Annotated in this window: 1 protein-coding gene; it reads right to left on the bottom strand. The window is 52.4% G+C overall.

The window, feature by feature from the left end; translation table 11 throughout:
* Positions 1–268 precede the first annotated feature (268 nt).
* Positions 269–1,459, bottom strand: coding sequence for a DUF58 domain-containing protein (locus RMO35_RS01535; protein ID WP_309738071.1), 1,191 nt, complete (start codon positions 1,457–1,459; stop codon positions 269–271).
* Positions 1,460–1,892: the final 433 nt, after the last annotated feature.

Raw genomic sequence — 1,892 nt, 5'->3', positions numbered from 1 at the left:
ACACCCCCAGCCAGTCCGAGTTGATGATTGGCAATGCGATCGGGTCGAAATCGAGCCGGAATCGTCAGTTGCAATCGATCGGCTGTACTGGTAAGTTGAATTTTACTCCCTGAAGGTTGGCGCATGATTTAAAGCAGTGGGTGGTGAATTAATTGAGAATTGAGAATTGAGAATTGATAATTGCGGATCGATTCTCCGGAAGAGCAGCGGAGCCAACGCGCGAAGAGTGGAGGAGCATGTGTTGCACTAAGCAAACCACTGCGTGGTGTTAATTCAAGTCGTGGGTTTGAATTTTCAGCGGTACGGGGGTAGTGTAGGGTGCGGCTGACTGGCTGGCATCGCTGGTACCGAGCTGTTGTTGTAAGGAGCGATCGCGATCGATCGCGATTCCGGACAAGCCGGATGGATAGCTAAATCGCTCGTCAGTCCATAAGATCCAGCGACTTCCAGGCAATAGCGTCGTGAGTTGCTGGGGTTGGCTGGTGAGGTAAATGCTCGGGATGGTGGGTAGTTCGGCGGAGAGTGGTTCGGCTCTCTGGACGGCGGCGAGGGTTTCGAGTACCTGACGCTCGCCAGAAATTAGTCCCGTTCCTGCCGTCCACAGTCGGACATCGAGCCGCTGGTGGGCATAAAAATACAGGGTACAGGCGGCAATCACCGCTTGCTCGAAGTCGGCGGCATCCCAATTAGCACCACTATCGAGGACGATGACTACTTCTCGTCCGCCGCGATCGATTTCCAATTCGCGCACTTGAAATTCGCCGTGACGGGCGCTAGTCCGCCAGTGGATCGATCGCATCGGATCGCCGTACCGATACGGACGCAGCGATCTGGTAATCCCCTCGGTAGCCGCATCGAGCTGGCGATTGGCACGCTCGGTTTGGCGTTCTTGACTCCCTGCACCGTCGATGAGGGGACATTTATCTAAGTCGAGCGCTTGGGGATAGACATAGGCAATCGCGGGTACCTGACGCGATCGCTCCGACCAAAATAAGCCAATTGGTGCGCCACTGCGGAGGGCGACTGGCGACCACTGATACACCCCGCGCTGCTCTGTAGGCTGACGATAGACCCAGCGATGTTCGGTTTGGGGTAAAACTTGCGCTACGGTGGTTTGGGGCGGATGCGATCGATTCCAGGGATTGAGATCGCGGACTTGAAATAAGGTTTGGACTCGGCTGGTGGGATTACTAATCGTCAGTGCGATCTCTAGTTCGGCACCAGCCGTAACTGGTAAAATTGGTTCGCGACTGACACTCAGAGCGCGAATCGATCGAGCGGGCAAAACGGCACCCACGCCGAGCAATGCCACTCCTACGCCACTGATGACGTACAGCCAGCCAGCCATCGTATTAGTTGCCGCCCCAAAAAAGCAAATTGTCAGGATTGCCAACAACCCGCCACCAAAGGCGGGAGTTGCCCAATTAGTTTCCAGCCATTTAGTCGCACGATTGAGCATGAGAATTTAGATTCCGCGATCGAGATCGACCATTAATATTAGTTAGAGTACCCAGCAATAGTCGATCGATTTGGGGGAAGCTCACTTTTTTTATGGGTGTCGATCTTTTCGCTCTCCAATCCTGCCCAGCAAAACCTGCCCAAACACGGTAAGATTTTCATCTATGCACTCTAGGTATGATGAGATTTTCGGTACTTTGTCTATGCCAAGTGCCAACACTGCCGCTACGATCGACTCTTAACTTGTCAATTATGCTAGGTATTCATGACGATCCGACTTTATGACGGTGTTCCGGCTTACTATCATCGAGCCGCCATCATTATTCTCCTGGCTGGCTTCTTAGTGAGATTAGTTATTTCAATTTTGTTTCATCCTGGATTTGATGAAGCGTATTACTATCTCTACACTCTGCATCCCGACTGGAGTTATTTCG

Source organism: Chamaesiphon sp. OTE_20_metabat_361 (assembly GCF_031364565.1).
Note: the sequence above shows the minus strand (reverse complement) of the source record. Positions and strands in the feature narration are given on the sequence as shown.

What these genes read in the sequence shown, in the direction of transcription:
- RMO35_RS01535 (WP_309738071.1), bottom strand. Translation starts at nt 1,459, where the DNA reads ATGCTCAATCGTGCGACTAAATGGCTGGAAACTAATTGGGCAACTCCC.